Source organism: Pseudomonas sp. JV449 (assembly GCF_032424295.1).
Classification (GTDB): Bacteria; Pseudomonadota; Gammaproteobacteria; order Pseudomonadales; family Pseudomonadaceae; genus Aquipseudomonas; species Aquipseudomonas marginalis.
This window is the reverse complement of sequence record NZ_VYKD01000004.1, coordinates 148,700-172,590: the sequence shown is the minus strand read 5'-3', so window position 1 is coordinate 172,590 and position 23,891 is coordinate 148,700. Positions and strand designations below refer to the sequence as shown.

20 protein-coding genes are annotated in these 23,891 nt (G+C 59.2%); 5 read left to right on the top strand and 15 right to left on the bottom strand.

The window, feature by feature from the left end; translation table 11 throughout:
- Positions 1-9: 9 nt before the first annotated feature.
- A complete protein-coding gene (locus F6S08_RS04985) occupies positions 10-261 on the top strand; it encodes a hypothetical protein (protein WP_010211724.1) in 252 nt (83 codons plus the stop codon).
- A 94-nt stretch (positions 262-355) separates the two neighbouring features.
- Here the strand turns inward: F6S08_RS04985 and F6S08_RS04980 are convergent, their stop codons facing one another.
- The 11 genes from F6S08_RS04980 to sdhC form a co-directional block, all read right to left on the bottom strand.
- Positions 356-1,093, bottom strand: a complete 738-nt coding sequence (locus tag F6S08_RS04980) for a DUF599 domain-containing protein (protein WP_027607062.1) — start codon at positions 1,091-1,093, stop codon at positions 356-358.
- A 143-nt stretch (positions 1,094-1,236) separates the two neighbouring features.
- Entirely contained in the window at positions 1,237-2,550 is a 1,314-nt protein-coding gene (gene brnQ, locus F6S08_RS04975; protein ID WP_065924491.1) for a branched-chain amino acid transport system II carrier protein, read from the bottom strand.
- A 416-nt stretch (positions 2,551-2,966) separates the two neighbouring features.
- Complete coding sequence (sucD, locus tag F6S08_RS04970; protein ID WP_003172813.1) at positions 2,967-3,848, bottom strand: succinate--CoA ligase subunit alpha; 882 nt, start codon at positions 3,846-3,848, stop codon at positions 2,967-2,969.
- Complete coding sequence (gene sucC, locus F6S08_RS04965) at positions 3,848-5,014, bottom strand: ADP-forming succinate--CoA ligase subunit beta (protein ID WP_003233235.1); 1,167 nt, start codon at positions 5,012-5,014, stop codon at positions 3,848-3,850. Before sucC ends, sucD begins: the two co-directional genes overlap by 1 nt.
- Positions 5,015-5,218: 204 nt before the next feature.
- Positions 5,219-6,655 carry a dihydrolipoyl dehydrogenase gene (gene lpdA / locus F6S08_RS04960; protein WP_065924490.1) on the bottom strand — a complete coding sequence of 479 codons (1,437 nt, stop codon included), beginning with the start codon at positions 6,653-6,655 and terminating at the stop codon, positions 5,219-5,221.
- Between the two features lie 101 nt (positions 6,656-6,756).
- A complete protein-coding gene (gene odhB, locus F6S08_RS04955) occupies positions 6,757-7,980 on the bottom strand; it encodes a 2-oxoglutarate dehydrogenase complex dihydrolipoyllysine-residue succinyltransferase (RefSeq protein ID WP_065924489.1) in 1,224 nt (407 codons plus the stop codon).
- Between the two features lie 44 nt (positions 7,981-8,024).
- The gene (locus F6S08_RS04950) at positions 8,025-10,856 is read right to left on the bottom strand and encodes a 2-oxoglutarate dehydrogenase E1 component (protein ID WP_065924488.1); all 2,832 of its coding nucleotides are present in this window, start codon (positions 10,854-10,856) and stop codon (positions 8,025-8,027) included.
- Between the two features lie 261 nt (positions 10,857-11,117).
- A complete protein-coding gene (locus F6S08_RS04945) occupies positions 11,118-11,822 on the bottom strand; it encodes a succinate dehydrogenase iron-sulfur subunit (RefSeq protein ID WP_003172807.1) in 705 nt (234 codons plus the stop codon).
- A gap of 11 nt (positions 11,823-11,833) precedes the next feature.
- Positions 11,834-13,606: a succinate dehydrogenase flavoprotein subunit gene (gene sdhA / locus F6S08_RS04940; RefSeq protein ID WP_065924487.1), complete on the bottom strand. Its 1,773-nt coding sequence runs from the start codon at positions 13,604-13,606 to the stop codon at positions 11,834-11,836.
- Between the two features lie 3 nt (positions 13,607-13,609).
- On the bottom strand, positions 13,610-13,978 hold the full coding sequence (gene sdhD, locus F6S08_RS04935) for a succinate dehydrogenase, hydrophobic membrane anchor protein (protein ID WP_003172805.1): 369 nt from the start codon (positions 13,976-13,978) through the stop codon (positions 13,610-13,612).
- Positions 13,972-14,346 carry a succinate dehydrogenase, cytochrome b556 subunit gene (gene sdhC, locus F6S08_RS04930; protein ID WP_003172804.1) on the bottom strand — a complete coding sequence of 125 codons (375 nt, stop codon included), beginning with the start codon at positions 14,344-14,346 and terminating at the stop codon, positions 13,972-13,974. The genes sdhD and sdhC overlap by 7 nt, the downstream gene beginning before the upstream one ends.
- Before the next feature lie 365 nt (positions 14,347-14,711).
- On the opposite strand from sdhC, the gene gltA reads away from it, so the two are divergent.
- Positions 14,712-16,001 (top strand): citrate synthase, encoded by a 1,290-nt coding sequence (gltA, locus tag F6S08_RS04925; RefSeq protein WP_003222994.1) that lies wholly within the window; start codon positions 14,712-14,714, stop codon positions 15,999-16,001.
- Between the two features lie 179 nt (positions 16,002-16,180).
- Here gltA and F6S08_RS04920 read toward each other — a convergent pair whose 3' ends face one another.
- The 3 genes from F6S08_RS04920 to F6S08_RS04910 form a co-directional block, all read right to left on the bottom strand.
- Positions 16,181-17,839: a cation acetate symporter gene (locus tag F6S08_RS04920; protein WP_057014104.1), complete on the bottom strand. Its 1,659-nt coding sequence runs from the start codon at positions 17,837-17,839 to the stop codon at positions 16,181-16,183.
- Positions 17,836-18,147 carry a DUF485 domain-containing protein gene (locus tag F6S08_RS04915; protein WP_024074297.1) on the bottom strand — a complete coding sequence of 104 codons (312 nt, stop codon included), beginning with the start codon at positions 18,145-18,147 and terminating at the stop codon, positions 17,836-17,838. The genes F6S08_RS04920 and F6S08_RS04915 overlap by 4 nt, the downstream gene beginning before the upstream one ends.
- Before the next feature lie 262 nt (positions 18,148-18,409).
- Positions 18,410-19,261 (bottom strand): glycine betaine ABC transporter substrate-binding protein, encoded by an 852-nt coding sequence (locus F6S08_RS04910; RefSeq protein WP_027607053.1) that lies wholly within the window; start codon positions 19,259-19,261, stop codon positions 18,410-18,412.
- Between the two features lie 332 nt (positions 19,262-19,593).
- On the opposite strand from F6S08_RS04910, the gene F6S08_RS04905 reads away from it, so the two are divergent.
- Complete coding sequence (locus F6S08_RS04905) at positions 19,594-21,147, top strand: glycosyl hydrolase family 17 protein (RefSeq protein WP_315871344.1); 1,554 nt, start codon at positions 19,594-19,596, stop codon at positions 21,145-21,147.
- A gap of 35 nt (positions 21,148-21,182) precedes the next feature.
- On the opposite strand, the gene F6S08_RS04900 is transcribed toward F6S08_RS04905, so the two are convergent.
- Positions 21,183-21,551 carry a hypothetical protein gene (locus F6S08_RS04900; protein WP_065924484.1) on the bottom strand — a complete coding sequence of 123 codons (369 nt, stop codon included), beginning with the start codon at positions 21,549-21,551 and terminating at the stop codon, positions 21,183-21,185.
- A gap of 236 nt (positions 21,552-21,787) precedes the next feature.
- Between F6S08_RS04900 and F6S08_RS04895 the strand changes: the two genes are divergently transcribed.
- Both F6S08_RS04895 and F6S08_RS04890 read left to right on the top strand, forming a co-directional pair.
- The gene (locus F6S08_RS04895) at positions 21,788-23,086 is read left to right on the top strand and encodes a serine/threonine protein kinase (protein ID WP_027607050.1); all 1,299 of its coding nucleotides are present in this window, start codon (positions 21,788-21,790) and stop codon (positions 23,084-23,086) included.
- Positions 23,079-23,867: a VacJ family lipoprotein gene (locus F6S08_RS04890; RefSeq protein ID WP_027607049.1), complete on the top strand. Its 789-nt coding sequence runs from the start codon at positions 23,079-23,081 to the stop codon at positions 23,865-23,867. Before F6S08_RS04895 ends, F6S08_RS04890 begins: the two co-directional genes overlap by 8 nt.
- Positions 23,868-23,891 lie beyond the last annotated feature (24 nt).

Sequence of the window (23,891 nt, the reverse complement as noted above, 5' to 3'; positions counted from 1 at the left end):
AAACACCCCATGCGTAAGACTTTAGCTATTTCCATGATGTTGGCCGCTGCCCTCGGTCTCGCTGCTTGCGACAAGAAATCCGAAGACAAAGCCCAAGATGCCGCAGCGCATTCTGAGCAAGCTCAAAAAGACATGGCGAAAGCTCAGGATAAAGTGAACGACGCTGCGAAAGAAAACGCCGATGCTGCCAAAGCTCAGGCTGAATCGAACGAAGCCGCCGCAAAAGAAGCAGCACCAGCTACTCCTGCCACCGGTTCCTGATACCGCAGCATGAAATAGCTTCGCTGCAAAAAGAAAGCCCGCTTATATAGCGGGCTTTACTTTGCCTGTTGTTTTTAACTCAGCGCGTCACGCATTAAATCTCCTCTTTGGCGGGCTCAGGCATCGGTGTATCCGTCTGCGTATACACCATCACTTGCAGTACGTCGGAATGAAACTCCCGGCGATACAACACAAACACCACCCCGGCACTCATCAACATGAACAACCAGGGGCTGACGAACCACGCCAGCATGGTCATGCCGAAGTAATAAGAACGCAGGCCAAAGTTGAACTGGTTGGCGGCCATGGAGATCACCCGCGCCGCACGCAGGGCAAACGCCTTGCGCTCCTGCTCCGACACATGCCGTTCACCGATCATCGGTGCCGACCCGACCAGCACCGCGGCAAAGTTGTACTGGCGCATGCACCAACTGAAGGTGAAGAAGGCATAGACAAAGACCAGCGCCAGGCAGAGCAGCTTGATCTCCGACATGCCCTGGGAGGCCTGCTGCACCATGGGTATGTCCGCCAGCAATGACACCGCCCGCTCGGAAGCCCCCAGCACCGTGAGAATGCCGGCGAGGATGATCAAGGTGCTGGAGGCGAAGAATGAGGCATTACGCTCCAGATTGCCGATTACGCTGGCGTCGGCGATGCGGTTGTCACGCAGCAGCATGCGGCGCATCCAGTCCTCGCGATACAAATGCAGCACGCTGGCCAGGCACGCGGTGTCTCGGGCTTTCCAGGTGGCATAACGGGTGTAGCCGCCCCAGCACAGGATGAACCAGAGGGCGGCAAGCAGGTGGATCTGATTGGCTTCGACGAACGACATGCGGGTCCTTGCAGAAAGAAGATTGAGAAACTTTTTGCGTCTGTTCGACGTTAGCGCAAAGAAAAAGACACTGCCTTGCGCTCAAAAAAAATGCCCCGTATCGATTGATACGAGGCATTTCCGTACTGCATGAAACCCGCTTGTTATGCGATGGCTTCGCTGCGCTTACCCAGCATGCGATCAATGACGACCGCCACAACCAGCGTCATCACCGACGGCACCAGCCACGCCAGGCCTTGCTCGCTCAGCGGCAGGTTCGCCAGCTGCGAAGGCATCCAGCCTGCCAGGCCTGCGCCCTTGAGCGCGTCGATGCAACCAAAGATGAACGACACCAGCATCACCGGCCCGACGATACGGCCCTGTTCCTGCCAGAAGTCTTTGCAGAAGCTCAAGGCCACCAGCACGATGCACGGCGGGTAGATCGCGGTGAGTACCGGGATCGAGAACGCAATCAGCTTGGTCAGGCCCAGGTTCGACACGAACAGCGAGAACAGCGCCAGGATCACTACCAGGGTCTTGTAGGACAGCGGCAGGATTTTGCTGAAGTACTCGGCACATGCGCAGGTCAGGCCGACGGCAGTGACCAGGCATGCCAGGGAGATCAATACAGCCAGGAACCCACTGCCCAGGGAACCGAAGGTGTGCTGAACATAAGCGTGCAGCACTGCGGCGCCATTGGCAGCGCCGGCAGCGACTTCATGGCTGCCCGACCCGAGGCGGAACAGGCTGACATACACCAGCGCCAAACCGACGCCGGCAATCAACCCGGCAATGATCGCGTAGCGGGTGATCAGCTTGGGCGATTCGACACCACGGGAACGGATCGCATTGACGATCACAATGCCAAACACCAGCGCCCCCAGGGTATCCATGGTCAGGTAGCCATTGATAAAGCCCTGGGAAAACGGTGCGGCGACGTATTCCGGGGTGGCGACACCCACCTCACCTGCCGGCAGGGCAAACGCGGCAATGCCGAGGATGGCCAGGGCGATGATCTTCAGCGGCGCCAGGAAGCGACCCACGGTGTCCAGCAGTCGGCCTGGGTACAGGGAGACAAAGAACACCACCAGGAAATACACCGAGCTGTAGAGGAACAGTGCCAGCGGGCTTTCGCCGGTCAGCGGCGCCAGGCCCACTTCAAACGACACGGTCGCGGTACGCGGGGTGGCGAACAGCGGCCCTACCGCCAGATACGCCGCCGCCGCGAGCAGGCCACCGGCGATCTTGCCGATCGGGCTGCTCAGCGCGTCCATGCCGCCACCGACCTTGGCCAGGGCGATCACGGTGACCACCGGCAGGCCAACGGCGGTGATCAGGAAGCCCAGCGCCGCCATCCAGACATGAGGCCCGGACTGCAAACCAACGATAGGCGGGAAGATGATGTTGCCGGCGCCCACGAACAGGGCGAAGGTCATGAAGCCCAACGCCAGGATGTCCTGGCTTTTCAACACTTTCATTTGAGGAAATACCACACTACTGAATCGGAATTTAGAGAGGGATTCCCTATGGATGAGGGAAATGCTGCCGGCCCTTATGGGCACCGACCGATCTAGCGCGCAGCTTCCTTTTGGGAGGCGGACGCATAAAGAGGCGGCTAGGGTACAGAATTAGCCTGACAAACGCACTGTTGCGGGGCGTGCTGTCCGATAAGCGACATCTCGATGTCGCGTTTTCATACTTAATTTGGCAATACAAACAAAATTGTGGGAGGGGGCTTGCTCCCGATAGCGGTGCGTCAGTCCCACATCAGCTGGCTGATGCACTGCAATCGGGTCAAGCCCCCTCCCACATTTGAATCGTCAACAATCTGCAGAATGCACAAAGGCCACCCGAAGGTGGCCTTTGTTGGTAAAGCGTCAGCTAAGCGCGAGGCTTACTTGACAGCCCAACCGGTCAGCTCGGCCAAGGCCTTGCCGATGTCTGCCAGCGAACGCACGGTTTTAACGCCTGCGTCTTGCAGTGCAGCGAATTTCTCGTCTGCAGTGCCTTTGCCGCCAGAGATGATTGCGCCAGCATGGCCCATGCGCTTGCCCGCAGGGGCAGTCACACCAGCGATGTAGGAAACAACCGGCTTGGTCACGTGTGCCTTGATGTAGGCAGCCGCTTCTTCTTCAGCCGAACCGCCGATCTCACCGATCATCACGATCGCTTCGGTCTTCGGGTCTTCCTGGAACAGCTTCAGGATATCGATGAAGTTGGAGCCCGGGATCGGGTCACCGCCGATGCCGACGCAAGTCGACTGACCGAAACCGGCGTCAGTAGTTTGCTTCACAGCTTCGTAGGTCAGGGTGCCGGAACGGGAAACGATACCGACTTTACCTGGCAAGTGAATGTGACCTGGCATGATGCCGATCTTGCATTCGCCTGGAGTGATCACGCCTGGGCAGTTAGGGCCGATCAGGACTACGCCCAGCTCGTCGCACTTAACTTTAGCGTCCAGCATGTCCAGGGTAGGAATGCCTTCGGTGATGCACACGATCAGCTTGATGCCGCCGAATGCCGCTTCCAGGATCGAGTCCTTGCAGAAAGGAGCTGGAACGTAGATCACGCTGGCGGTGGCGCCAGTGGCAGCTACAGCGTCTTTCACGGTGTTGAACACTGGCAGGCCCAGGTGCTCGGTGCCGCCTTTGCCCGGGGTTACGCCGCCAACCATCTTGGTGCCGTATTCGATGGCTTGCTGGGTGTGGAAACTACCTTGCGAACCGGTAATACCCTGGCAGATAACTTTGGTGTCTTTATTGATCAGGACGCTCATTATTTGCCCTCCGCAGCTTTGACAACTTGTTGAGCAGCGTCGGTCAGGCTGGTAGCCGCGATGATGTTCAAACCGCTTTCTGCCAGTACTTTAGCGCCCAGTTCAGCGTTGTTGCCTTCAAGGCGAACAACAACCGGGATTTTAACGCCGACTTCTTTCACTGCGCCGATGATGCCTTCGGCAATCATGTCGCAACGAACGATGCCGCCGAAGATGTTGACCAGTACTGCAGCGACGTTGGAGTCGGACAGGATGATCTTGAAGGCTTCGGTTACGCGTTCCTTGGTAGCACCACCGCCCACGTCGAGGAAGTTGGCTGGTTTGCCGCCATGCAGGTTGACGATGTCCATGGTACCCATGGCCAGGCCGGCACCGTTGACCATGCAACCGATGTTACCTTCCAGGGCTACGTAGTTCAGTTCGAACTTGGCAGCGTGCGCTTCGCGCGGATCGTCTTGCGACGGATCGTGGAAAGTCTTCAGCTTAGGCTGACGGTACATGGCGTTGGCGTCGATGTTGATCTTGGCGTCGAGGCAGTGCAGATCGCCGTCAGCCTTGATCACCAGCGGGTTCACTTCCAGCAGGGCCAGATCGTGATCCTGGAACAGTTTGGCCAGACCTACGAAGATCTTGGCGAACTGGGCAACTTGCTTGCCTTCCAGGCCCAGCTGGAAAGCCAGCTCGCGACCCTGGAATGGCTGGGCGCCAACCAGTGGGTCGATAGTGGCTTTCAGAATTTTTTCTGGGGTTTCGTGAGCGATCTTCTCGATGTCCACGCCACCTTCGGTGGAAGCCATGAACACGATGCGACGGCTCGAACGGTCAACGACAGCGCCCAGGTACAGCTCTTTAGCGATATCAGTGCACGATTCAACCAGGATCTTGGTGACTGGCTGGCCATTGGCATCAGTCTGGTAAGTCACCAGACGCTTGCCCAGCCACTGCTGTGCGAAGGCCTTGGCGTCTTCTTTGCTGCGAACCAGCTTAACGCCGCCCGCTTTACCGCGACCACCAGCGTGGACCTGGGCTTTGACAACCCACTCGGTGCCGCCGATTTTGTCGCAAGCTTCTGCTGCTGCTTCCGGGGTGTCTACTGCGTAGCCCTTGGAAACTGGCAGGCCGTATTCAGCGAACAGCTGCTTACCCTGATACTCGTGAAGATTCATGCTTTTTACCGTCTTCGTTAGGTACTGCGCATTCGGCGCTGCGCTCATTATGAGTGCCGCGCCACCTGTGACTGCTGCTTGCGCAACTTGCGGGGCTCAAGGCCCGTAAAGCTGCGCAAGACTGCGTCCAGCGGATATTCCGCGGTGAGTCTTGCGCGCAAGGCTCACGACGGGCAACTCCGCCGTGGTTTCTTATTATCTCGCTTAGCGCTTCTTCTTGTTGGCGATGTGGATGGCATGGCCATTCACTGCCAACGCGGCTTCGTGCAGCGCTTCGGACAGGGTCGGATGGGAGAAGACCATCATGCCGATGTCCTCGGCACTGGTGCCGAATTCCATACCGATCGCGCCCTGCTGAACCAGTTCTGCTGCGCCTGGGCCAATCACGTGGACGCCCAATACGCGGTCAGTCTTGGCATCAGCGATGACTTTGACAAAACCACCGGTGTCGTTGGCTGCCATGGCACGGCCAGAAGCGGCGAACGGGAAGGTGCCGACGTTAACTTCAACGCCTTCAGCTTTCAACTGCTGTTCGTTCTTGCCGACCCATGCAATTTCCGGGTGGGTGTAGATAACCGATGGGATCAGGTCGTAGTTCATCTGGGTCTTGTGACCCTTGATGCGCTCGACAACCATGATGCCTTCTTCGGAAGCCTTGTGCGCGAGCATCATGCCGCGAACCACGTCGCCAATGGCGTAGACGCCCGGAACGGTGGTAGCGCAGTGATCGTCAACGTGGATGAAGCCACGCTCGTCGATGTTCACGCCGCTGTCGGAAGCCAGCAGGTCGGTGGTCACTGGACGGCGACCAACGGCCACGATCAGCTTGTCGAAAGTGATGGTCTGTTCGCCATCCTTGTCGGTGTAGGTCACGACGACTTCTTCGCCATTGACCTTAGAGCCGGTCACGCGAGCGCCCAGCTTGATGTCCAGACCTTGTTTGGTCAGGGTTTTCAGCGCTTCCTTGGACACTGCGGTGTCGGCAGCCAGCAGGAACGTGTCCAGGGCTTCCAGCACGGTCACTTCGGAACCCAGGCGGGACCAGACCGAACCCAGTTCCAGGCCGATGACGCCAGCGCCGATCACGCCCAGGCGCTTAGGCACGGCCTGGAATTCCAGGGCGCCGGTCGAATCAACGATCACGTTCTGGTCAACCGGAGCCGGTGGAATGTCGATTGGACGCGAACCTGGGGCCAGGATCACGTTCTCGGCTTCGATGATTTCTACCGAGCCGTCCGGCTTGGTGATTTCAACTTTCTTGCCGGCCAGCAGTTTGCCGTGGCCTTGCAGGGAAGTCACGCCGTTGGCCTTGAACAAGGTCGCAACGCCGGAAGTCAGGCCTTTAACGATGTTGGCTTTACGGCCGACCATTGCTGGCACGTCCATGGTCACGCCGGCATGGTTGATGCCGTGGATCGCGAAGCCGTCCTGGGCTTCGTGGAATTTCCAGGAGCTGTCCAGCAGCGCCTTGGAAGGAATGCAACCGACGTTCAGGCAAGTACCGCCCAGTGCCAGTTTGCCTTCCTTGTCGGTGTATTTTTCAATGCAAGCAGTCGAGAGGCCCAGTTGTGCGGCCTTGATGGCGGCGACGTAGCCGCCAGGACCCGCACCAATCACTACAACGTCAAATTTCTGCGACATGAAAATAGTTCCTCTATTTAGCAGCAAGCTTTCAAGCCGCAAGCCCCAAGCCCAACTGCCTTATCCGGCAATCTGTCACTTGAGACCTGCAGCTGCTTCTATCAGATATCCAGCAGCAGACGAGCCGGGTCTTCCAGCAGGTTCTTGATGGTCACCAGGAAAGTCACGGCTTCTTTACCATCGATCAGGCGGTGATCGTAAGACAGCGCCAGGTACATCATTGGGCGGATCACGACTTGGCCGTTGATGGCCATCGGACGCTGGATGATGTTGTGCATGCCCAGGATCGCGGCTTGTGGCGGGTTAACGATCGGCGTCGACATCATCGAACCGAAGGTACCACCGTTGGTGATGGTGAAGGTACCACCGGTCATCTCGTCGATGGTCAGCTTGCCGTCACGGGCTTTCTTGCCGAAGCCGGCGATGCCGCCTTCGATTTCGGCCAGGCTCATCAGTTCGGCGTTACGCAGGACCGGAACCACCAGGCCACGGTCGCTGGACACGGCAACGCCGACGTCTGCATAACCGTGGTAAACGATGTCGCCGCCGTCGATGGAAGCGTTGACTGCCGGGAAGCGTTTCAGCGCTTCGGTGGCCGCTTTCACGAAGAACGACATGAAGCCCAGGCGTACGCCGTTGTGGGACTTCTCGAACAGATCCTTGTACTTCGAACGCAGGGCCATGACTTCGGTCATGTCGACTTCGTTGAAAGTGGTCAGCATCGCCATGTTCGACTGTGCTTCAACCAGGCGCTTGGCCACGGTGGCACGCACGCGGGTCATCGGTACACGCTTCTCGGTGCGGTCGCCGGCAGCGAACACAGGCGCAGCGGCAGCCGGGGCAGCAGCCTTGGCAGGCGCGGCAGCCGGAGCGTTTTTCTTGGCTTCAACAGCAGCGACCACATCTTCCTTGGTCACACGGCCGTCTTTGCCGGTGCCTTTGATGGAAGCCAGGTTGATGCCGTTTTCTTCGGCCAACTGGCGAGCAGCCGGTGCAGCGATTGGATCTTCGCCACCCGCAGCCGGAGCGGCAGCAGGTGCCGAGGCAGCGGCCGGTGCAGCAGCGGCAGCAGGAGCAGCGGCAGCGCTGCCCTCTTCGATCGAGCCGAGTACCTGGTTCGACAGAACGGTAGCGCCCTCTTCGGCAACGATTGCGCCCAGCACGCCGTCAGCTTCGGCCAACACTTCCAGCACGACTTTGTCGGTCTCGATGTCGACGATCAGGTCGTCACGCTTGACGGCCTCACCTGGTTTCTTGTGCCAGGTGGCAACGGTGCCATCGGCAACCGATTCCGGGAATGACGGGGCTTTGATTTCGATAGCCATTATCTGTGGGTCCTTAAAATTCGGTTTCAGTCAGCGCGAAGGCGTTAAACAGTGAAAGCATCTTGCAGCAGTTTTTCCTGCTGCTCGGCGTGCATCGACGCATAACCACACGCAGGTGCAGCGGAAGCATCACGGCCGGCGTATTCCAGGCCCAGGGCCTTGTTGTGGTTACCGATGCTGCGGCGCAGGTGATGCTGGCTGCTGTACCAAGCGCCCTGGTTCATCGGTTCTTCCTGACACCACACCACATTGGTGAGGTTGGTGTAAGGCGCGATGATCTCCATGAGGTCATCTTCCGGGAACGGGTAAAGCTGCTCGATACGCACGATGGCGATGTCTTCGCGGCCTTCGGCACGGCGTTTTTCCAGCAGGTCGTAGTAGACCTTGCCGCTGCACAGGATCAGGCGAGTGACCTTGGCCGCGTCCAGCGTATCGATCTCTGGAATCACGGTCTGGAACGAACCATCCGCCAGATCTTCCAGGGTCGAGATGGCCAATTTGTGACGCAGCAGCGATTTCGGGGTCAGCACTACCAGCGGCTTGCGCAGCGGGCGGATCACCTGGCGACGCAGCAAGTGGTAGATCTGCGCCGGGGTGGTCGGCACGCACACCTGGATGTTGTGCTCGGCGCACAGCTGCAGGTAACGCTCCAGACGGGCCGAGGAGTGCTCCGGCCCCTGACCTTCATAACCGTGTGGCAGCAGCATGGTCAGACCGCACAGACGGCCCCACTTGTGCTCGCCGCTGGTGATGAACTGGTCGATAACCACCTGGGCACCGTTGGCGAAGTCGCCGAACTGGGCTTCCCAGATCACCAGCGCCTGCGGCGTGGTGGTCGAGTAACCGTATTCGAACGCCAGTACGGCTTCTTCGGACAGGAACGAATCGTACAGGTCGAAACGCGGCTGGCCTTCGTACAGGTTCTGCAACGGGATGTAGGTGCCCGCGTCTTTCTGGTTGTGCAGTACCGCGTGACGGTGCGAGAACGTACCACGGCCGATGTCCTGGCCGGTCATGCGGATCGGGTGACCTTCGAACGCCAGGGTCGCGTACGCCATGGTTTCGGCATAACCCCAGTTGATCGGCAGGCCGCCGGCTTGCATCTTCTGACGGTCTTCGTAGATCTTCGCAACCTGGCGCTGCACCACGAAGCCATCCGGGATTTCCAGCAGCTTGGCGGACAGTTCCTGCAGGGTCTTCAGATCGAACGAGGTGTCGTGACGCGCCGTCCAGGTGTGACCCAGGTACGGACGCCAGTCAACGAACAGCTCTTTGTTCGGCTCCTTGACCAGGCTTTTTACGACATGCAGACCATTGTCCAGCGCGTTGCGGTATTCATCGATCTTCGCCTGAACCCGTTCATCGTCAACGATACCGGCCTTGGTCAGGCTTTCGGCATACAGCTCACGGGTGGTGCGCTGCTTGGTGATCTGCTGGTACATCAACGGCTGGGTGCCGCTTGGCTCGTCGGCTTCGTTGTGACCGCGACGGCGGTAGCAAACCAGGTCGATCACCACGTCACGCTTGAACTGCATGCGGTAGTCGACAGCCAGTTGGGTCACGAACAGCACGGCTTCCGGATCATCGCCATTCACATGGAGGATCGGCGCCTGGATCATCTTGGCAACGTCGGTGGCGTACTCGGTGGAACGCGCATCCAACGGGTTGCTGATGGTGAAGCCAACCTGGTTGTTGATGACGATGTGAACGGTACCGCCGGTCTTGAAGCCGCGGGTCTGCGACATCTGGAACGTTTCCAGGACCACGCCTTGACCGGCGAATGCCGCGTCACCGTGGATGGAAATCGGCAGGACCTTTTCACCGGTAGTGTCGTTACGACGATCCTGGCGAGCACGGACCGAACCCTCGACCACTGGAGAAACGATTTCCAGGTGGGATGGGTTGAACGCCATGGCCAGGTGAACTTCACCGCCGGTGGTCATCACGTTGGACGAGAAGCCCTGGTGGTATTTAACGTCACCGGAACCCAGCTCGACCTTCTTCTTGCCTTCGAACTCGTCGAACAGCTCACGCGGGTTCTTGCCGAAGGTGTTGACCAACACGTTCAGGCGACCACGGTGGGCCATGCCGATCACGATTTCCTTGGTGCCGTAGGAACCGGAACGCTGGATCAGCTCGTCGAGCATCGGAATCAGGCTCTCGCCGCCTTCCAGGCCGAAACGCTTGGTGCCCGGGTATTTGGTACCCAGGTATTTTTCCAGGCCCTCGGCTGCGGTCACGCGCTCAAGCAGGTGGCTGCGCACGTCGGCGGACAATACCGGACGGCCACGCACGCCTTCCAGGCGATGCTGGAACCAGTGGCGTTGCTCGGAATCGGTGATGTGCGTGAACTCGGCGCCGATGGTGCGGCAATATGTCTGCTGCAACGCTTCGTGAATTTCGCGTAGGCTCGCTTCCTCTTTGCCGATGAACAGGTCGCCGGCACGGAAGGTCGTATCAAGATCGGCATTGGTCAAGCCGTAATGATTGATCGACAGGTCTGCAGGTGCAGGACGCTGCCAGAGCCCCAGCGGGTCAAGCTGGGCCGCCTGGTGGCCACGCATCCGGTAGGCCTGGATCAGTCGCAGTACTTCAACTTGCTTCTTCTCGTGCTCACTGCTCACGCTGCCGGCGGAAACCGGCTGGGCGCGGCGCTGGTTCTTTGCCAGCAGCACGAACTGATCGCGAATTGTTGCGTGCGATACATCGGTGGCAGCGTTGCCGTCTGAAGACAACGTCTGAAATTTGGTGCGCCATTCTTCTGGCACAGCGTTAGGGTCGTGCAGGTAGAGCTCATAAAGCTCTTCCACATAGGCAGCGTTACCACCTGAAAGATAGCCGCTGTTCCACATGCGCTGCATCACGCTTTCTTGCATGCTTGGTCACCCTCGATTTGGGGACACCACCGGCGAAAACACCGAGTTTGCTTGCAAAAGGCCAAGTGCAGCGACCAAAACAAGCCACTTAGGATCACGCTGATAGTTCGGGTACCAACCCGAATGCCCCTGCTTGTCTCATTTCTTCAAAATAAGAGCCGCGGCTTTGTAAGTCGCTGCTCAAGTTAAAACTACGGCGCCGGTTGAAGCCTGCGCCGTAGCATTTACGGGCACAACGGTCCTGCCTTGTTACAACGTCAGTTACACGCCGCTTTGCAGCAGCATGTTACGGATGTGACCAATGGCCTTAGTCGGGTTCAGGCCTTTGGGACATACGTTGACGCAGTTCATGATCCCGCGGCAGCGGAATACGCTGAACGGGTCATCCAGCGAAGCCAGGCGCTCGGACGTCTTGGTGTCACGGCTGTCTGCCAGGAAGCGATACGCTTGCAGCAGGGCAGCTGGACCCAGGAACTTGTCCGGGTTCCACCAGAAGGACGGGCACGAGGTCGAGCAGCAGGCGCACAGGATGCACTCGTACAGACCGTCGAGCTTTTCACGCTCTTCTGGGGACTGCAGACGCTCGATGGCCGGAGCCGGCGTGTCGTTCTGCAGGAACGGCTTAACTTTCTCGTATTGCTTGTAGAAGATGCTCATATCGACGACCAGGTCACGGATAACCGGCAAACCTGGCAGAGGACGAACGATCAGCTTGTTGCCTTTGACAACAGCGGACAGCGGCGTGATGCACGCCAGGCCGTTTTTGCCGTTGATGTTCATGCCGTCGGAACCGCAAACACCTTCACGGCAAGAGCGACGATAGGAGAAACCCTCGTCCTGCTCTTTGATCAGTGCCAATACATCCAGCACCATCAGGTCTTTACCACCGGTATCGACCTGGAACTCCTGCATGAACGGCGCAGCGTCCTGATCAGGGTTGTAGCGATAAACACTGACTTTCAACATGGCAGCCACCCTTAGTAAGTCCGAATCTTCGGTTCAAACGTCGGAACCGTCTTCGGCGAGAAGTTCACGGCACGCTTGGTTACGCGCTTGTCACCCGGGAAGTACAGGGTGTGGCACAACCAGTTTTCGTCATCGCGATCTTCAAAGTCTTCACGAGCGTGGGCACCACGGGATTCCTTACGAACCTCGGCGGCGATCGCAGTCGCTTCAGCCACTTCCAGCAGGTTTTGCAGTTCAAGGGCTTCGATACGAGCGGTGTTGAACGCCTGGCTCTTATCGTTGATCTTGACGTTGGCGATGCGCTTGCGCAGATCGGCCAGCTGGGCAATACCCTTCTGCATGTATTCGCCGGTACGGAATACACCGAAGTAGTTCTGCATGCAGCTTTGCAGCTCGCGACGCAGGGTTGCCACGTCTTCGCCATCAGTGCGCTCGTTCAGAGCGTTCAGGCGCGACAGGGCGGCCTCGATGTTGGCGTCGGTGGCGTCATCGTATTCGATGCCGTCGGTCAGGGCTTTTTCCAGGTGCAGGCCAGCCGCGCGGCCGAATACCACCAGGTCGAGCAGCGAGTTGCCGCCCAGACGGTTGGCACCGTGTACCGATACGCAGGCCACTTCGCCTACCGCGAACAGACCGTGGATGATCTCGTCCACGCCTTCGGCGTTCTGGGTGATCGCCTGGCCATGAATGTTGGTCGGAACACCGCCCATCATGTAGTGGCAGGTTGGGACAACCGGAACCGGAGCAACAACCGGGTCAACGTGGGCAAAGGTCTTGGACAGCTCACAGATACCCGGCAGGCGGCTGTGCAGCACTTCTTCACCCAGGTGATCGAGCTTCAGCAGTACGTGGTCGCCATTCGGGCCACAGCCGTTACCGGCGATGATTTCCTTGACCATCGAACGGGCAACGACGTCACGACCCGCCAGGTCTTTCGCGTTCGGAGCATAACGCTCCATGAAACGCTCGCCGTGCTTGTTGATCAGGTAACCACCTTCACCACGGCAACCTTCGGTGACCAGTACACCGGCGCCGGCGATGCCGGTCGGGTGGAACTGCCACATTTCGATGTCCTGCACCGGCACGCCGGCACGCAGTGCCATGCCGACGCCGTCACCGGTGTTGATCAGGGCATTGGTGGTGGAAGCGTAGATACGACCTGCACCGCCGGTCGCCAGAACGGTAGCCTTGGCGCGGATGTAGGTGGTTTCACCGGTTTCGATGCAGATGGCGATCACGCCAACGAATGCACCGTCGGCGTTCTTCACCAGATCCACTGCGTAGTATTCGTTCAGGAACGTGGTGCCGGCTTTCAGGTTGCCCTGATAAAGGGTGTGCAGCAGCGCGTGACCGGTACGGTCGGACGCAGCGCAGGTACGGGCAGCCTGGCCGCCTTTACCGTAGTCCTTCGACTGGCCGCCGAATGGACGCTGGTAGATACGACCTTGTTCGGTACGGGAGAACGGCAGGCCCATGTGGTCCAGCTCGAACACCGCGGCCGGGCCTTCCTGACACATGTATTCGATAGCGTCCTGGTCACCGATGTAGTCGGAACCCTTGACGGTATCGTACATGTGCCAGCGCCAGTCATCGTTCGGGTCGGCGGACGCGATGGCGCAGGTGATGCCACCCTGGGCCGACACGGTGTGGGAGCGCGTCGGGAATACCTTGGTGATCACGGCAGTCTTGTGACCGCCCTGGGCCAGCTGCAGCGCTGCGCGCATGCCGGCACCGCCGCCACCAATGATGATGGCGTCGAAGGAAATAGTTGGAATGTTAGCCATGAATCAGATACCCCAAAGAATCTGCACACCCCAGACGAAGTAAGCGAACATCGCGACGCCGCATACTGCCTGGAAGAGGAAACGGACTGCGGTCGCGGACTTGCCCAGCGCCATCGGCGTCAGGTAGTCGGTCGCGATGGTCCACATGCCGACCCAGGCGTGAGCGCCCAGGGCTACAAGGGCCAGCAGGCTGAAGATTCGCATCGCATTGTGGGAAAACAGCCCGTGCCATTGCTCGTAGCCGATGCCCGGGTTTGCGACGAGGTATCCGATCAGGAAAATGAAATAAGCCGCGAGAACGACCGCAGACACACGCTGCGCCATCCAGTCATAGAGGCCCGAACGCGATAGGTTCGTAACGCTGGTTACCATATCCAAACTCCTGCCAGAACGATCAGCACCACGGAAATGGCGATGATGATTTTCGAGCCCAGGCGGCCGCCTTCCAGCGTCTCACCGATGCCCATGTCCATGATCAAGTGGCGCACACCGGCTACCAGGTGATACAGCAGAGCGGACAGGAGGCCCCATGCTACGAACTTGGCCAGCGGGCTGGTCAAGCATGCCTTCACCTCGGCGTATCCTTCCTCGGAACCCAGGGATTTGCTCAATGCATAAAGCATGATGCCCAAGCCCAGGAACAGGATGATGCCGGAAACACGGTGCAGGAACGACGTAACGCCGGTGATGGGGAGTTTGATGGTCCTTAGGTCTAGGTTTACAGGTCGTTGGCTATTCACGGCTTTTTTTCACACTGAAGAGCCCCTAACAATCAGGGCAAAGTTGTTGGGGAGTGCGACTGGTCAGGTAAGCACCACCCAGGGAGTGCGACCCCCAATGAAAGCAAGCCCAAAAGCCCTTGGCGGTCGGTGGCCGAGTATAGACAGTTAGGTTACTAATGACAACGCGCGCACCTCACCCTAATAGCGGATTGCGCTGGCGGGATAAAAGGCGTAAATGGCGGGCAATTTCGAGGAAAAAGTACGGTTAAAGCCTTCTGGGGCAAGACTTTAGGCAAATTGACATCTGAATTTATCTCACTATAGTGGTGCGGGCCCTGCGTGGGGGGTCTGTCTGATGATTTGAAGCATAAATAGGAGGCCACATGGCTGACAAAAAAGCGCAGTTGATCATCGAGGGCGCAGCCCCCGTCGAGCTGCCCATTTTAACCGGCACCGTTGGTCCCGATGTTATCGACGTACGGGGCCTGACGGCCACGGGCCGTTTCACTTTCGACCCAGGCTTCATGTCGACCGCCTCTTGCGAGTCGAAGATCACCTATATCGACGGCGACAATGGCATCCTGCTGCACCGGGGCTACCCGATCGAGCAACTGGCGGAAAAATCGGACTACCTGGAAACCTGCTACCTGCTGCTAAATGGCGAATTGCCAACAGCCGAGCAAAAAGCCCAGTTCGTCAGCACCGTGAAGAACCACACCATGGTTCACGAGCAGTTGAAGACCTTCTTCAACGGCTTCCGTCGCGACGCCCACCCGATGGCCGTCATGTGCGGCGTGGTCGGCGCCCTGTCGGCCTTCTATCACGACTCCCTCGACATCAATAACCCGCAGCATCGCGAAATTTCCGCGATCCGCCTGGTTGCCAAGATGCCGACCCTGGCCGCAATGGTTTACAAGTACTCCATGGGCCAACCCATGATGTACCCGCGCAACGACCTGACGTACGCGGAAAACTTCCTGCACATGATGTTCAACACCCCGTGCGAGATCAAACCGATCAGCCCGGTGCTGGCCAAGGCAATGGACCGGATCTTCATCCTCCACGCCGACCACGAGCAAAACGCCTCCACCTCCACCGTGCGCCTGGCAGGCTCTTCGGGTGCCAACCCGTTCGCCTGTATCGCCGCCGGCATCGCCGCGCTGTGGGGCCCTGCCCACGGCGGTGCGAACGAAGCCGTATTGACCATGCTCGATGAAATCGGCGATGTGTCCAACATCGACAAGTTCATTGCCAAGGCCAAGGACAAGAACGATCCGTTCAAGTTGATGGGCTTCGGTCACCGGGTCTACAAGAACCGCGACCCACGCGCCACCGTCATGAAGCAGACCTGCGACGAAGTGCTGAAGGAACTGGGCATCAACAACGATCCGCAACTCGAACTGGCCATGCGCCTGGAAGAGATCGCCCTGACCGACCCGTACTTCATCGAACGCTCGCTGTACCCGAACGTCGACTTCTACTCGGGGATCATCCTCAAGGCGATCGGCATTCCAACCAGCATGTTCACCGTGATCTTCGCCCTGGCACGGACCGTGGGCTGGATCTCCCACTGGAAAGAAATGCTCTCCAGCCCGTACAAGATTGGCCGCCCGCGCCAGCTGTACACCGGCTACGAGTCGCGTGACATTACCAAGCTGGAAGATCGCAAGTAAGCACCTTTCAGCAGCACCGAAAACGGCCTCCCTCAGTGGAGGCCGTTTTTATTTGTGTCGACTGATCTACCACCATCGGGGGCTTGCCCCCGATGAGGCCAGTAGCAGCCCCCCATAAACCCCAGGCAAAAAAATACCCCAGCCTTTCGACCGGGGCATTTCTTTATCCAGCTACAACCTTAGTGATTAACCGCCCCACTCGCCCCCAGGCCAGTCTGCGAACGCACAAACTGCGGGAAGTACAGCGCACGCTCTTTCTCTGCCGCCGCCGACTTGTCGGTGATGGAGAAGAACCAGATACCGATGAACGCAATGATCATCGAGAACAGCGCCGGGTATTCGTACGGGAAGATGGCTTTTTCATGATGCAGGATCGAGACCCAGATGGTCGGACCCAGGATCATCAGGCCAACGGCACTGATCAGGCCCAGCCAGCCGCCAATCATCGCGCCACGGGTGGTGAGGTTTTTCCAGTACATGGAAAGCAGCAGTACCGGGAAGTTACAGCTGGCGGCAATCGAGAACGCCAGGCCGACCATGAACGCGATGTTCTGGCTTTCGAACAGGATGCCCAGGCCAATCGCCAGCACTGCCAGGGCGATAGTGGTGATCTTCGATACGCGAATCTCATCCTTTTCGTTGGCCTTGCCTTTCTTGATCACGCTGGCGTACAGGTCATGGGACACCGCCGAAGCACCGGCCAGGGTCAAGCCGGCAACCACTGCCAGGATGGTGGCGAAGGCCACAGCCGAGATGAAGCCCAGGAAGATGCTGCCGCCCACCGCGTTGGCCAGGTGCACCGCCGCCATGTTGTTACCGCCCAGCAAGGCGCCTGCAGCATCCTTGAACGCCGGGTTGGTGCTGACCAGCAGGATCGCGCCGAAGCCGATGATAAAGGTCAGGATATAGAAGTAGCCGATGAAGCCAGTGGCATACAGCACGCTCTTACGCGCTTCCTTGGCGTCACTTACAGTGAAGAAGCGCATCAGGATGTGCGGCAGGCCGGCGGTACCGAACATCAGTGCCAGGCCCAGGGAGAACGCGGAGATCGGGTCTTTCACCAGGCCGCCGGGGCTCATGATCGCTTCACCTTTAGGGTGAACCTTGATCGCCTCGGAGAACAGCATGTTGAAGTCGAAGTTGACGTGCTTCATCACCATCAGCGCCATGAACGAGGCACCGGACAGCAACAGCACCGCCTTGATGATCTGCACCCAAGTGGTCGCCAGCATGCCGCCGAACAGCACGTACAGGCACATCAGGATCCCGACCAGGATGACCGCCACGTGGTAGTCGAGGCCGAACAGTAGCTGGATCAGCTTGCCCGCCCCCACCATTTGCGCGATCAGGTAGAACGCCACCACGACCAGGGAACCACAGGCCGACAGGCTGCGGATCTGGGTTTGCCCGAGGCGATAGGACGCCACGTCGGCAAAGGTGTACTTGCCCAGGTTACGCAGGCGCTCGGCGATCAGGAACAGAATGATCGGCCAGCCCACCAGGAAGCCGATCGAGTAGATCAGGCCGTCGTAGCCGGAGGTGAACACCAGTGCGGAAATACCCAGGAAGGACGCGGCCGACATGTAGTCGCCGGCAATCGCCAGGCCGTTCTGGAAACCGGTGATCTTGCCGCCGGCCGCATAGTAGTCGGCCGCCGACTTGTTGCGCTTGGACGCCCAGTAGGTGATGCACAACGTCGCGCCGACAAAGGCCACGAACATCAGGATCGCTGCGATATTCAGCGGTTGTTTGTGCACTTCACCGGTCAATGCATCCGCCGCCCAAACAGCGGGTGCAAAGACCGAAGCGCCGAATACAGCCAATAGACGACGGATCATTGCGCAGCCTCCTTGAGAATCGCATTGTTCAGGTCGTCGAATTCGCCGTTGGCGCGTCGCACATAGATGCCGGTGAGGACAAAGGCCGAGACAATCAGCCCGACACCGATGGGGATGCCCCAGGTGATGGATGAGCCGGGGCTGAGTTTGGCCCCCAGTATTTGTGGCCCGTAGGCGATCAACAGGATGAAGCCGGAGTACAGCCCTAGCATGATCGCCGAGAGAATCCAGGCGAACCTTTCCCTTTTTCTTACCAGCTCCTTGAAACGCGGGCTGTTTTGAATCGAGAGGTAAATGCTGTCGTTCATTGTTTTTATCCTCGCAGCACAGCTTTTTTATTATTGGTACGTATCCACTGTATGCGGCTACGGAACAGGTTCCAGACGACCTTAGTATTAGACGGAGTGTAGCGAGGGATTGAGAGGGCGCAGAAACATTTGCGGGTGACGAAAATAATGTGGGAGGGGGCTTGCTCTCGATAGCGGTGAACCAGTCAGATCATTGACGACTGACACACCGCAATCGCGAGCAAGCCCCCTCCCACAGGGGTTGTATCAAGGCATTGGGGGGTTATTTACCGGTCCACTCGGCTACGCGCTCAGGGTGCTTGGCCACCCAGTCCTTGGCCGCTGCATCAGGCTTGGCGCCTTCCTGGATAGCGAGCATGACTTCGCCGATCTCATCCTTGGAGGCCCACTGGAATTTCTTCAGGAACGCCGCGACTTCCGGCGCTTTCTTCTCCAGGCCCTTGCTGCCGATGCTGTTGACGGTTTCAGCAGCACCATAAATCCCTTTTGGATCATCCAGGAAACGCAGTTTCCACTTGGCGAACATCCAGTGTGGCACCCAGCCGGTGACCGCAATGGATTCCTGTTTGTCTTCGGCACGGGTCAGCTCGGCGATCATCGCCGCACCCGAACTGGCTTGCAGTTTGTAGTCGAGGCCGTACTGCTTGATGGCTTCGTCGGTCTTGAGCATCACGCCTGAACCGGCGTCGATGCCGACGATCTTGTTCTTGAAGGTGGTGTCGGTCTTGAGGTCTTCGATGGACTTGGCCTTGACGTACTCCGGCACGATCAAGCCGATCTTCGCATCCTTGAAGTTGGGGCCGTAGTCGACCACCTTGTCCTTGTTCTTGGTCCAATACTCGCCATGGGTTACCGGCAGCCAGGCGGAGAGCATGGCATCGAGCTTGCCGGTGGCCACGCCCTGCCACATGATCCCGGTGGCGACCGCTTGCAGTTTGACGTCATAACCGAGCTTTTCCCTGATCACCTCTGCCGCCACATGCGTGGTGGCAACGCTGTCGGACCAACCATCTACATAACCGATGCTCAGGGTTTTGCTGTCGGCGCTGGCCAGTGTGGAGCTCATCGCAACTACCAGAGTGGCAGCTGCGCCCAAGAGTCGTCGCATCTTCATCGTACTTCCCCGAAAGTGCTGCGCCCGACGGATGTCGAGCGACGTCAACCTGTTGTTATGTGGTGCGCCGCGCCCCCTTCACGCGCATCGATCCGGCTGCTGCGACATCAGTGGAGTGCTGACACGTCGATCATCAACCTGCCACAGCCTTCGACCTGCTCTGTCAGCGACCTCATGCAAGCAAGAAACGACATCACATCGCCAGTAGGACTTTTTGTAGGACTTAACCCCACGATCCCGCCTGAACTTTGCATGTCAAAATTATGCAGCCCCACTGGGATAGCGCAAATCCGGGTAAGATGCGCGCCTTTGCTCCCCCAGATAAGCCGACCATGCCCGCCACTGCCCGCTTCCCTGCCCTGCCCTATTGCTTCGCTTTGATCCTCGGCCTGCTGGCCCTTGTCGGCTACTGGTATGGCCTCGGCCGGCCGGTGGTGCTGCCAGATGTGGCCAGTGCCAGTCACAAGCTGCAATGCGCGTCGTACACACCGTTCGACAAGGACCAATCGCCCTTCGACCAACCGTTCACACTGCGCCCCGCGCGCATGGACGCCGACCTGGCCCTGCTGGCCACCCGCTTCGAATGCATCCGCACCTACTCCATGACCGGCCTGGAAGCCTTGCCGGACTTGGCGCGCAAGCATGGGTTAAAGGTGATGGCGGGCGCCTGGGTCAGCAGCGACCCGGTCGCGACCGAAAAAGAAGTCGACCAACTGATCGCCTCGGCTAACGCCAACCCCGATGTGGTCACCTCGGTGATCGTCGGCAACGAAGCGCTGCTGCGCAAGGAAGTCACCGCCAAACAGCTGGTGACGCTGATCCATAAAGTCAAAAGCCAGATCAAGCAGCCGGTCACCTACGCCGACGTCTGGGAGTTTTGGCTGCAGCACCCGGAAATCGCTCCGGCGGTGGACTTCCTGACCATCCACCTGCTGCCCTACTGGGAAGATGACCCCTCCGGCATCGACCAGGCCCTCAAGCATGTGGGCGATGTACGCCAGACCTTTGGCAACAAATTCGCGCCCAAGGACATATTGATCGGCGAGACCGGCTGGCCCAGCGAAGGTCGCCAGCGCGAAACCGCAGTGCCAAGCCGGGTCAATGAAGCCAGGTTCATGCGCGGTTTCGTGGCCATGGCCGAAGCCAATGGCTGGCACTACAACCTGATCGAAGCGTTTGACCAGCCGTGGAAGCGCGCCAGTGAAGGTGCCGTGGGCGGCTACTGGGGCCTGTTCGATGCCGACCGCCAGGACAAGGGCGTCCTCGCCGGACCGGTGACCAACGTGCCGTACTGGCCGCTGTGGCTCGGGGTGGGCGGGATTATCCTGCTGGGCACGCTGGTGCTCGGTGGCCGCGTTCGCAGCACTCGTGCCGCGATGGCCCTGCCGCTGCTGGGTGCAGTGGCGGCCTGTTCCATCGGCACCTGGGCTGAACTGACCCGCGTGACTGCGCGCTTCAACGATGAATGGGCATGGGCCGGTTTGCTCGTGGCGCTGAACGTGCTGGTGCTGGCCCACGCTGCACTGGCCTTGAGTGCCCGTGAAGGCTGGCGCGAACGCCTGTTCAACTGGCTGGAACACCGTGCCGGCTGGCTGGTGGCAATCGCCGGGTTCGCGGGCGCCGTGATGATGCTGGCACTGGTGTTTGACCCACGCTACCGCAGCTTCCCGAGTGCGGCGCTGCTGCTGCCGGCGTTGGTGTACCTGGTTCGTCCGGTGACCGGGCCACGCCGGGAGATTGCCTTGCTGACCTTTATCATCGGGGCCGGCATCGCGCCACAGCTTTACCGTGAAGGTCTGCTGAACCAGCAGGCATGGGGTTGGGCATTGGTAAGCGGGTTGATGGTTGCGGCTTTGTGGCGGTGCTTGCGGATGCGCAAGGCTTAAAAGCGCCATCGGGGGCAAGCCCCCGATTGGCCTTATCAGGCGCGCCGCGACTGCCTGACCAACCGCAACCCCGCAATCACCACCGCAAACACCGCAAACGAGGTGTTGTACAACGCCAGGGCCGGCAGCCCGAACACCAGCCCCAGTACCGCCAAGCCCCATCCCGCACGGCCCGGCACGAAAAACGCCAGCACCGAGGTCACCAGCGCGGCCCAGCCCAGCACTTTGAAGTGAATCATCAAACCCAGGTTCGAACGTACCTGGCATTCCCAGCGGCTGGCCTCGTCGGCACAGATGCCGACCCACTGGCCATCTTCCATAAAGCCGTAACGCGCGCCATAACTGGCAGCCAGCCATAACGGCAGGGCAATAAGCAGCAAAATCAACGGCAAGCGGCGGGACATGGAGCACTCCGATAGGCAAAAACGGCGCTCAGCTTAATGCGCCGGCGGCCGTTAGCAAGGTGCGTACACACAATTAGTGTTCACTAATGCATGGCAAAGTGTATCGTCTCGCTACTATTACCCCGATTCCGACGTTATTTTCCGACTTTTCGTGCCGAGAGCTGGCACTTCGGTGGCAACGCGGTGGTCATAGCCTGCGAACTTCATTAAGCACGTTTCCTCTTAGGGATTAAGTCATGCTCCGTTCCTTGCGCTGTGCTGCCTTACTGGGCAGCCTTTTTTTGAGTGCGTCAGCACTGGCCGTCGATATCGACCAAGCCAGCTATGGCTACCCTTTGACCAATCCGTTCGAAGCGACCATCGCCACCACACCGCCTGACCTTCGGCCTACATTGCCGACCGATGACGAGATCAACCAGTCCGACTACACCCTGAATATGCGCCCCGAGCGCGAGTTCAGCCTGCCGGACAACTTCTGGGCAGTGAAGAAACTCACTTACCGCATCGCCAAGCAGGATCGCGCCGCGCCGCTGATCTTCCTGATCGCAGGCACCGGTGCGCGGTTTGACAGCAGCATCAACGAATACCTGAAAAAACTGTATTACCAGGCCGGCTACCACGTGGTGCAACTGTCGTCGCCCACCAGCTTCGACTTCATCGCCTCTGCGTCGCGCTTCGCCACCCCCGGCATCAGCCAGGAAGATGCCGAAGACATGTACCGCGTGATGCAAGCCGTGCGCGCCCAGAACGCTTCGCTGCCGGTGACCGACTTCTACCTCACCGGCTACAGCCTCGGTGCGCTGGATGCGGCGTTTGTCAGCAAGCTCGACGAGACCCGCCGCAGCTTCAACTTCAAGAAAGTGCTGCTGCTCAACCCGCCGGTCAACCTCTACACCTCGATCACCAACCTCGACAAGCTGGTACAGACCGAGGTCAAGGGCATCAACAACACCACCACCTTCTATGAACTGGTGTTGAACAAGCTGACCCGTTACTTCCAGCAAAAGGGCTACATCGACCTCAACGACGCCCTGCTCTACGACTTCCAGCAATCCAAGCAGCACCTGACCAACGAACAGATGGCCATGCTGATCGGCACCTCGTTCCGCTTCTCGGCGGCCGACATCGCCTTTACTTCGGACCTGATCAACCGCCGTGGCCTGATCATCCCGCCGAAGTACCCGATCAGCGAAGGCACCAGCCTCACGCCGTTTCTCAAGCGTGCACTGCAATGCGACTTCGATTGCTACCTCACCGAACAGGTAATCCCGATGTGGCGCGCCCGCTCCGACGGCGGCAGCCTGTTGCAACTGGTTGACCAGGTCAGCCTGTACGCCCTCAAGGACTACCTGCACGCCAGCCCGAAAATCGCCGTCATGCACAACGCCGACGACGTGATCCTCGGCCCGGGCGACCTCGGCTTCCTGCGCAAGACCTTCGGCGATCGCTTGACCGTCTACCCCTTGGGCGGCCACTGCGGCAACCTCAATTACCGCGTCAACGCCGACGCCATGCTGGAGTTCTTCCGTGGCTAAATATCTTCTGCTGCTCGCCGCCCTGATGTGCGCAGGCGTTGCCAATGCCGACAACAGCAAGGCTCACGCGCCTGTGGTGATGGACTCCGACGGTTTCAAGGAGCCGTTGAGCAAACTCAAGTTCAACCCGGGCCTGGACCAACGCGAATTCGAACGCTCGTCCGTCAACGCCCTCAACGTGTATGACCCGCTCGAATCGTGGAACCGCCGCGTGTACCACTTCAACTACCGCTTTGACCAATGGGTGTTCCTGCCGGTGGTCGACGGTTACCGCTACGTCACGCCAAGCTTCCTGCGCACCGGCGTGAGCAACTTCTTCAACAACCTGGGCGACGTGCCCAACCTGTTGAACAGCCTGCTGCAACTCAAAGGCCACCGCTCCCTGGAAACCACCGGGCGCCTGCTGCTCAACACCACCGTCGGCATCGCCGGCCTGTGGGACCCGGCGACCGCCATGGGCCTGCCGCGCCAGAGCGAAGACTTCGGCCAGACCCTGGGCTTCTACGGCGTGCCCGGCGGTGCCTACCTGGTACTGCCGATCTTCGGTCCGTCGAACCTGCGCGACACCGGCGGCTTGCTGGTGGACTACACCGCCGAGTCCCAGATCAACTTCCTCAACGTCTCCGAAGTCAGCTCCAACCACCCGGAAATCTGGGCCCTGCGTGCGGTGGACAAGCGCTACCAGACCAGCTTCCGCTACGGTCAGATGAACTCGCCGTTCGAGTATGAGAAGGTGCGGTATATCTATACGGAATCACGCAAGTTGCAGATTGCCGAGTAAATAACGCCCGTAAAAAAGGCCATT